This is a genomic window from Mycobacterium gordonae (genome assembly GCF_001417955.2).
GTDB classification, from domain to species: domain Bacteria; phylum Actinomycetota; class Actinomycetes; order Mycobacteriales; family Mycobacteriaceae; genus Mycobacterium; species Mycobacterium gordonae_B.
Genome location: NZ_LKTM01000063.1, coordinates 1 through 7,839 on the forward strand (window position 1 = coordinate 1; position 7,839 = coordinate 7,839).

Annotated in this window: 8 protein-coding genes and 1 pseudogene; all 9 read right to left on the minus strand. The window is 67.0% G+C overall.

Going from position 1 to position 7,839, the window contains the following annotated elements:
* A pseudogene (locus tag AO501_RS08335) lies at window positions 1-684 on the minus strand (hypothetical protein); the annotation flags it as partial.
* Window positions 684-1,739, minus strand: a complete 1,056-nt coding sequence (locus AO501_RS08340) for a VWA domain-containing protein (RefSeq protein WP_055577278.1) — start codon at window positions 1,737-1,739, stop codon at window positions 684-686. The pseudogene AO501_RS08335 and the gene AO501_RS08340, both read right to left, overlap by 1 nt.
* Window positions 1,736-2,827 (minus strand): hypothetical protein, encoded by a 1,092-nt coding sequence (locus AO501_RS08345; protein WP_055577279.1) that lies wholly within the window; start codon window positions 2,825-2,827, stop codon window positions 1,736-1,738. Before AO501_RS08345 ends, AO501_RS08340 begins: the two co-directional genes overlap by 4 nt.
* A complete protein-coding gene (locus tag AO501_RS08350; protein WP_055577280.1) occupies window positions 2,818-3,291 on the minus strand; it encodes a hypothetical protein in 474 nt (157 codons plus the stop codon). Before AO501_RS08350 ends, AO501_RS08345 begins: the two co-directional genes overlap by 10 nt.
* Window positions 3,281-4,153: a DUF58 domain-containing protein gene (locus tag AO501_RS08355; RefSeq protein ID WP_055577281.1), complete on the minus strand. Its 873-nt coding sequence runs from the start codon at window positions 4,151-4,153 to the stop codon at window positions 3,281-3,283. The genes AO501_RS08350 and AO501_RS08355 overlap by 11 nt, the downstream gene beginning before the upstream one ends.
* Window positions 4,154-4,160: 7 nt before the next feature.
* Window positions 4,161-5,162: an AAA family ATPase gene (locus tag AO501_RS08360; RefSeq protein WP_055577282.1), complete on the minus strand. Its 1,002-nt coding sequence runs from the start codon at window positions 5,160-5,162 to the stop codon at window positions 4,161-4,163.
* 23 nt (window positions 5,163-5,185) lie between these two features.
* On the minus strand, window positions 5,186-6,283 hold the full coding sequence (locus AO501_RS08365) for a DUF4878 domain-containing protein (protein ID WP_197419790.1): 1,098 nt from the start codon (window positions 6,281-6,283) through the stop codon (window positions 5,186-5,188).
* A gap of 149 nt (window positions 6,284-6,432) precedes the next feature.
* Window positions 6,433-6,597 carry a sensor domain-containing protein gene (locus AO501_RS36990; RefSeq protein ID WP_156452408.1) on the minus strand — a complete coding sequence of 55 codons (165 nt, stop codon included), beginning with the start codon at window positions 6,595-6,597 and terminating at the stop codon, window positions 6,433-6,435.
* 219 nt (window positions 6,598-6,816) lie between these two features.
* Window positions 6,817-7,839, minus strand: a 1,023-nt coding sequence (locus AO501_RS37825; protein WP_197419791.1) for a pentapeptide repeat-containing protein, incomplete at its 5' end; no start/stop codon positions are given.

Sequence of the window (7,839 nt, forward strand, 5' to 3'; positions counted from 1 at the left end):
CGGTGGCACCGTGGTGGGGGTCAACGATGTCGGCGGCGGTTGCGGGGTGAGGGTTTGCACCGGCGCAGGCGGGGGTGCCGGCATGTGCAACGTGTTGATCTTGTCGGTGACGCGCGCGGCGGCGTTTGCGCGGATCTCGCGGCGGTCGGGGTTGGGGTCGGTGTTGTCGGTGAAACATCCCGGTGGCGCGGCCGAAATCGTTTGCAGCGCCGTGGTGTAGAACTGTTCGGCCTGCGCGGTGTGGCTGGTGGCGGCGGCGAGGTCACCGCGGGTCTCGCGCAGCAGTTCCAGGTTTACCCGTACCGGGCAGGATGCAGGGCCGCCGTCGTGGGCCAGCGCGGCGGTGAAGTGGTGCTCGGCGTCCTCGAGTCGTCCTTCCAGGACGGCGAGGTCGGCAGCGATGAACGACACCTGGGCGGGATCAACGATGTTGAACTGGCTCAGGGTGGCGACATCAGCGCGTAGGGCGTCCAGGTCGTGGCGGTTGTAGTCGGTGAGTGCCGCCTGGCCGGCGAGCATGGTTCTGGTGATCTCGGCGGCCAGAGCCAGCAGCACCGTCGCGGCCGGCAGTGTGCACACCAGCAGCTGGCGGCGCTGTCGCAGCCGGGTCGGGCCGCGCTGCCACCAGGCGGCGGCGTGCGCTTGGGCGCGGTGGAGCACACGGCGTGGGTTGCGTTGCAGCATCAGTGTCTCGCTGGTCGGTGTTGGTAGGCGGTCAGGCGGAATTCCCGCAGTGTCCAAGCGATTTCGGCTAGGACTAGGACGGCGGCCAGGCCGGTGAAATACCAGTACAGTTCGCGGCGTTCGGCGTTGAGCGTGGATACCAGGGCCGCCCCGTCGGGCCCGGCGCCGGTGAGGTCCAGGGCGGGCACCACGGCGGTGATCGGGGCGTTGTCGCGGTGGAAGTAGGGCACGCCGATCTCGCCGGCCACTGCTTTGAGGGAGGCTTCGTTGAGGGCCGAGTGGGCCGGACGGTTGTTCTGTTGATCCCACATGTAGAGCAGGGATCCGTTGGTGTATTGCTGCGGGATGGGGCCACCGGCGGTGCTGCCGTAACCCAGGACCGCGCCGCCGGCGACGTGGTCGAGGTCAGCGAAGCCGCTCTGCGGAGCGCGCGATCCCCCTGCTCCTTCCCCGAAGTAGAACACCAGGTTCTTGCTGTCGCGGTACTGGGTGCTGGCATGAAGCAATTGGGTGCGCAACACGTCGTTGGCGGCGCCGACGTTGACGGTGAACATGGCGTCAGCTGGTACCTCGGTGTACGGGGACAGTCCCGCGATGAGTGGTTTGAGGCTCCACCCGTCGTCGGAGAGCGGCCAGTCCAGGCGGGCTCGGGAGGCGAAGCTGATCAGTGCGAAACGCGCCCGTGGGTATTGGTCGATCAGTGCGGCGATGTCGCTGCGAATGCCCGACATCCGTGAGGCGGTGCCGGCATAGTCCTCGACGCGGCCATCCACGGAGCGGTCCACGACGAAGAACACGTTGACATTGGCCGAGCTGGGCGGGGGTTTGGTGGCGGCGCGGGCGCGTGCGTCATCGAGTGGCAGCCCGGGTCGGGCGGCGGCCAGCACGAGTAGCAGCCCGGCGGCGGTCAATGCGGCCCATCGCGCCACGACACGGCGGTAGCGGCCTTTGCCGGTGCGCACCAGCAGCCGGTAGAGGGCCGTCATCCGGATCGCGACGAGTGCTGCAGCGAGGGTGATCAGCGCCGCGGCGGGAAGGACAGGCTCGAATGTCATCGCCGCAGCACCGCCAGCGCGGCCGACAACACCGCGGTCAGCGCCAGCGCGGCGATCAGCACGGCGTTGGGGTAATCCCAGGAGCGGCGGGTGATGGAGGTCCCGCTGGCCAGCACCACACCCGGGGGGTTGTCGCGGACCGTGGTGAGCACGCCGGCGAGGTTCGCGTCGGTTGCTGACATGCTGGGTCCGGCGGTGCCGGCGGGGTTGTAGAGGCTGTAGCGGCCGTCGGTGGCGGCGGCGATGGCGGCCACCGCGGCGCTGGACTGATCCGACTTGAGCACATCAGCGCGGCTGATCACGTTGATCTGGATCCCGCCTGCTGCGGCCATGTCTTTGACCTGTTGGTCAGAGAACAGTGTCGGGCGGGCGTCGCGGGGGTCGCGAATATCGTTGAAGCCCAGGTAGATCACCGATCGCCGGCGAACGCTTTTGTCCTCGAAGGCGGGAAAGCCGGTCATGCACAGCGCCAGGATGTCTTGGACGCTACGGGTGTAGTCGAGGTAGTTCACCTCGCGGGAGAAGTCGTTGATGCCCATGCGCAGCTGCTCGGCTTGAGGGCCTGGCAGTTCCTTGGTGGTGTCGAGTTGGTGTTGCAGGCCGGCCAGGGCGGCAAAGCGTTCGAACTGCGCGGCGGCGTACTCATAGTCACCGGTCAACGGCACCACCCGCAGGCTCGGTGAGGTCAACCCGATGCGCTGGGTGTTGAACGTGCCCATCTGGTGAGCGAAATAGTGCAGAAATCCTGCGGTGGTCGGGTCGGTCACGGGCTGACCGAGGCAGACCATGATGTCTTCGGGGTGGGCGGCTTCGAAGTTCTTGGTGGCCGCCGAAAAGCCCACCGGGCGCGCGGTAATCAGCAACGCCACGGCCAACAACGCCATCAGCAGACCCAGCGTGGTCAGCATGGACCAGAAACGCAGCGCGGCCAGCCGCGCGTATTCGGGCATGCCGGTCAGCCGCGCGACGTGGGCCAGCGGGCGGCGCACCACCGGGGTTTTCACCAGCGGCACCAGCAGGGCCCAGGCGGTGACCGCTGTCAGGGCGGCGGCCCCGAAAATCAGGACCGCACTCCATCTCACGTCCATGCGCGGATCACCTGCTGAGCCTGGCGGGCCACACCCGCGACATCGACCGGGTCTGGGGAGAACTGGGCGGCGCTGAGGGCACTGAGCACCGGCGCGGCAGCAAGTAGCTCCGTGCTGGCGCTGATGGCGTCGATGTGCAGGTACTGCACACGGGCGCCGGTGGACAGGTGCAGAAAGCTGCGCAGGGTGTGGTTCATCTGGGCGGCGGCCTGCGCGGGCGACAGGTGACCGGCGCGGTGCTCTTCGACCGCGCGGGTGATCGAGCGGGTGAACCGGCGGCGCAGCAGGCGGCGGTGCAGGACGGAAAGGACCGGTGTGCGGCGCAGCCGCGCCGGAGGCAGCGTCCAAATATACAGTCCGCCAAACCATCCCACGACCACGATGAGACATCCCGCGACGACCAGCCACCACCAGCCCGGGAATCCGGTCGGGGCACCCAAATAGCGCAGCAAATCACCCGGCATGGGAGTACTCCCGGGTCAGGTCCACAATGCGGGCTCGGATGTCGCTGCTTGCGGCGATGCCGGCCACCCGGATGCCGTGGGTGTTGAAGAAATCGTGCAGTGCGGCGCGGCGTTCGGCTTCGCGGCGGCGGTAGGCCTCGACGATGCGCGGTCCCAGGGCGGCGCCGCCCAGGACGTGGGCGCCGCTGTCGACGTCGTAGCCGTCGGGTTCATCGGCGGCCGTACCGACCGCGGGCATATCGGCGATCATCACCCACAGCAGGTCGTGGCGGTCACGCAGGCGGCGCACCACACGGTGCAGCCGCTCATCGACGTCGGGTTCGTCGCTGATCACGATGACCAGCATCCGGCGCCGGTAATGTGTTGCCGCATAATCTAACTGGGCAATGATGTCGCTGCGCCCGGGTGCGGTGGTCGTGTGGGTGTAGAAGCGGTGCAGCAGCGCCTCGACGTGGCTTTCGCCGCGGCGGGCGCCCACCCGCACGCTGCCGCGGTGATCGCCGTAGACCAGGGCGAGCTCATCCGCGCGCCCCAGGGTGATCAGCCCGAACGCGCCCAGGGTGTGCAGCGCGACGTCGCGCTTGAATTCCCCGCTGGGAGCCAGCGCATTCATGTTGCGTCCGGCGTCGGCGATCAGCAGGACCTTGTGGTGCTTTTCAGAGACGTAGCGGCGAATCAGGACCGTGCCGGCGCGCGCGGTGGCTTTCCAGTCGATGTCGCGGATCTCATCACCGGCCACATACGGGCGCAGATCGTCGAATTCCATCGTGCGGGTGTGCAGCAGCGCATACCGGCCGCCGTCGAGCAACCCGCGGGTGGGGCCGGGGAAATGCCGCTTGGCGGCGTGCAGGAGCTGACCCATGCCAGTCCTAGGGCAGACGCACCGCGGCCAGCACCGCGTCGATGACCGTGTGGGCGGTGATGCCGGCGCTGGCGGCCTCAAAGCCCAGGACCAGGCGGTGGGCCAGGACCCGGTGCGCGATGTGGGCGATGTCTTCGGGTCGCACGTGGTTGCGGCCGCGCAGCAGCGCCAGCGCGCGCGCGGCGTGGCACAAGGCCAGACTGGCCCGTGGGGAGGCGCCGTATTCGATGACCGCGGCCAGCGGGGGTGGCAGGTATTGCCCTGGGGTGCGGGTGACCGCGACCAGTTGGCTGGCGTAGCTCATCAGCGCCGGATCCAGGTGGATGCTGGCGGTTACGGTCTGCAGCCGGCGCACTACCTCGAGCCCGATCACCGCCGGGGTTGGGCGGTCTTTGCGGTAGACGCCGTTGTCGCGGCGCATCATGACTTCGACCTCTTCGGCCACGCTCGGGTACCGCAGAATGTCTTTGAGCATGAAGCGGTCGGTTTGGGCTTCTGAGAGGGGATAGGTGCCTTCCTGGTCCACCGGGTTTTGGGTGGCGATCACCATGAACGGCTCCGGGGTCGGATACAGCGTTCCCGCGATCGTGGTCTGCCGTTCTTCCATCGCCTCAAGCATCGCGCTCTGGGTTTTGGCGCTGGAGCGGTTGATCTCATCGAGCAGGACGATGTTGGCGTGCACTGGACCTAGGCGTGTGACAAAGGAATTGGTGGCCGAGTCGAAGATCTGGGTGCCGATGATGTCGCTGGGCAGCAGGTCCGGGGTGCACTGGATGCGGGCGAAGCGGCCCTCGATCGACTCGGCGATCACCCGTGCGGCGGTCGTCTTGGCCAGCCCGGGAACGCTTTCCAGCAGGACGTGTCCGCCGGCCAGCAGCCCGATGAGCAGCGTTTCGCGCAGCGTGCTCTGGCCGACGACTTTGGCCGAAAACGCCGCCACCAACGCGGCAATGCTCATCTGGGCCCCCTCTATTTCGTGAGGGGACACACACGTGTTGTCTACGGTCATGACCTGGTCTCCTTGCCGCCGGGTTAGTCGAAGGTCAACGCGGGCGGTGTTTTCGCCATGTCTGCTGCGCCGTAGAGGAATTGGCTCGCGGTGGCCGTTTCGGTGCCGCCTTTGCGGGTGGCGGCGGTGATCGGCACCGTCACCTTGCCCGAGAAGTGCACCGTCAGCCGGTAGGGATCGAAGCGGGAGAAATCCATGGCGCTGGTGTCGGGCGGGCCCCAGCTGACCGTGCCATCGACCAGGGTGCGGGTATCGTAGGAATCCAGTTGGACCGGACACCCCGGTGGGGTCAGCAGGTTCGAGTGCTGGCAGGCCGCCATCGCGGCGTTGAACGAATCCTTGACCGCCGCCTTTCCTGTGTCAGACAGGGCGATCTCCGGGCTCATCCATGCCCCCCCGCTCAGCGGGAGTTGGTCGAGCAGTACTGGTTTGGCGCTGACCGTCAAATACGGGTTGGTGGAGCCGATGTCGATCCAGCCGGGAAACACATACACCGTCCCGTCGGCCACCGGCTTGCCGAAAAACGTCATGGTCTTGGCCGCGGCGTTGCCCGAGGTGGCAAAGTGTTGACCGTCGAGTTTGATCGCGGCCGCATCCAGCTTCCAGCTGCCGTGATCCTTCTTCACATACAACGTGGTGTCGGAGTTCGTGTCGCCGAAATTGGCGACCACGTGCACCCGCCCCATCCCCAGTCCGCTGGAGTCGTCGCTGAGGATACGGATGTTGGAGATCGGCCATTGGGCGATCTGCTTTTTCAGGATCTCATTAGTCAGGAACTGTTTGCTCGCGGGCTGATCCACCCCGTAGGACAGCGCTACCTCGGCATCACCGCGCGCCAGCGCCGCCAGATAGCCCTTGACGGCATCACCGGCGCTGGCGGCCCCACCGTTGCCGGGTCCTCCCCCCGCCAGGGTGAGGACCAGCACGATCGCTACCGTCACCACGACTGCGGCGCCTGCCGCCAGGGTGATCCACAACGCCTTGCGCCGCTTGGGATTGGGGGCCTGGCGAGCTGGCTCCCACCCCGGTGCGCCCGGAGCCGGCATGTAGGGTTGCCCGGGTCGCGGTGGATTCTGCGCGTGCGGCGGCGCCCAGGTGTGCAGTCCCCCGGGCGGTTTCACCGGAGTATGCGGATTCAGTCCCGCGCCGGGCGTACCAGCAGCCCCCAACGGTCCACCAGAACCAGTCGGCCAGTCGTTCATAACAGTGCCTCCATTACTTTCCGTGCGGCATGTTCTTGGCGATCGCCATGACGATCGACACCGGTTGCTCAGCGGCCACTTTCGAGCCGAAGATGCCTCACATCGATGACGACGTTGGTGTGCGAGGCGATCGCGTGCGCGCACGCGTCGCCCTTCCCGCCCTCTAAGACGTTGATCACCGTGGCGACATCACCAGTCTCCGAGGGAAAACCCAACGTGTAGAACAGGGTCATCGGATTTGGAGGGGGCGCCGCGGAAGCGCGGGTCAGCATGACAACCGCCGACGCACCATCCCTGCACCCGATGCCACGTCGGTCCTAACTTCCCCGCAGATCTCACGGCAGATGGCTACGGCAATGTCCGCGAGGTCGGCGCAGGCATCTACCCAGCCCGGCAGCCGGCGGGGCAGGTCCTGCATTAAGGCGCAATCCATCGTGGTCTTCATCCGCTTATCAAGCGAGGGCGAGGGCCAGCGATCCGACGCCGAGCAGGCTTTCGCCGCGCAGGTAGTTTCCGATGTTGCCGTCGCCGACGTTGGACCAGCCGAAGTTGCGATTACCGACGTTGCTGAACCCGAAGTTGTTGCCTCCGTAGTTGTTGGAGCCGACGTTAAAGCTGCCGATGTTGCCGGCTCCGAGGTTGAAGTTGCCGAAGTTGGCGTTGCCGAACACATTTACGCTGCCGCGGTTGTAGCTGCCGAAGTTGAAACTGCCGGTGTTGCCGTCCCCGAAGTTCAGGACGCCGTTGTTGCCGTTGCCGAAGTTGAAGAATCCTTGATTGTTGTTGCCGAAGTTCAACAGGCCCAGATTGCCGGTGCCGCCGTCGAGGAAATTCAATCCGGAGGCGTTGAGCAGAGCTGCTTGCGTCTGTACGGCAAGCTGATGAATCTGTTGGGCGACACTGGCGTTGAAGCTGTTGATCGAGTCGACCAGCGCAGTCTGAATCGAGGGACCGATGGCATTGATGGCTTGCACGACGCCGACCGATGTTCCTATTCCGCCGCCGACCACACTGGTCGGGCTGGTGGGTGAGGAGACGCCCAACGACGCGTTGGCACCGACCGCACCGGCCACACCCGGCTGGCTCAGCAAACCTCCCAGTCCTGCCTGGCCGCCGAATCCCGGCGTCCCGGGAAGGCCGCCGCGCCCGCCGATCCCGAGGTAGCCGGGATTGCCGCCGGCCCCGCCAGCACCCGCGGCGCCACCGGTACCGCCGTTGCCGCCGTTGCCGAATACGCTTCCGTTACCGCCCGCGCCGCCCGGGGCGCCGTTGCCGCCGAAGCCACCGAGACCGCCCGCGCCGGCGACGATGTCACCGTTGCCGCCTGCACCGCCGCTGCCCCCGACCCCGCCGGTGCCGCCGGCACCGCCGCTGCCGAACAGCCAGCCCGCATCCCCACCCAGTCCGCCGACACCGCCATTTCCGGCTTGCCCGCCCGGGTTGCCGGCTGCGGAGATGATCGGTAGCCGGCCGCC